The following is an 852-nucleotide window of genomic DNA, read 5'->3' as shown; positions in this document are numbered from 1 at the left end:
CTCATAGATTTTGTCGAGATCGAGTTCCATATTTCCTCCTAGTCGTGAATTTTGCTCAGAATACAAAAAGGGACTGCGCTGTCAAGCACAATCCCTTTTCTTTACATCAGGCCAATCAGCGGCCGAATTTCACGGACTCACGTTCCGGAAGCGGAAGCCGCCCCGCATACTTCTTGATGAGGATGGCGGCCAGGACACCACCCGCGATCAGCGAGAGCACGACAAGACCCACAACCAGCAGGATCAACCGGGCTTTCACGTCATCATCGTCGCCACCCGCAAAGAACTCACCAACGCCCTTGAACGCATCACCGATGCCGGAGAACGCATTGTACATGTTGTAGGCCTGAGCAAACGTGTTGTAGGCCGCAGTTCCCATGTTTGCGAGGCTACGTTCACGATACGCCGCGATCCACGAGTGCACGGTAATGATCAGGCCCGTACTCAGCGCCGGAATGATGATCAGCAGGTACCAGAGGTTGATCGCAGCGTGAAACGCTTTGGGCGGCAGCACACCAAACGCGAATGCCGCGCCCCCGAGCACGAACAGAAACACACTGCTGAAGCCAATCGCAGCCTGAATAGCACCTGACCACGCGAGTACCCGAATCCAGCCGCCCAGCGACCGGGACTCAACCCAGATACCGCCAACTGCGTAGCAGTTCCACCAGCTGATCCCGAAGTTCAGGGCCAACATCAAGGCAATCATCAACATTTAAACCTCCTTTCGAAGTGTGGGTTTGCTGTACACAAACGCGTGCTCTGCAACGCCCGGTCGGTATTCAGGGTAGACGGTGATAGTCGCGGCAAGCTTCCCGTTCTGGAGCTTTGCCGCATCCAGATCATTTACGT

The 852-nt window shown here is 55.3% G+C and carries 1 protein-coding gene; it reads right to left on the bottom strand.

The features are described from left to right. Positions 1-115: 115 nt before the first annotated feature. Entirely contained in the window at positions 116-715 is a 600-nt protein-coding gene (locus AC1RPR_RS07865; RefSeq protein ID WP_281116328.1) for a hypothetical protein, read from the bottom strand. Positions 716-852: the final 137 nt, after the last annotated feature.

The sequence above is a fragment of the Dellaglioa sp. CoH-57-MRSF-22 genome (genome assembly GCF_056781895.1).
Note: the sequence above shows the minus strand (reverse complement) of the source record. Positions and strands in the feature narration are given on the sequence as shown.

Excerpts from the sequence above, each read along its gene's own strand:
- AC1RPR_RS07865 (WP_281116328.1), bottom strand. The coding sequence starts at position 715 with ATGTTGATGATTGCCTTGATGTTGGCCCTGAACTTCGGGATCAGCTGG.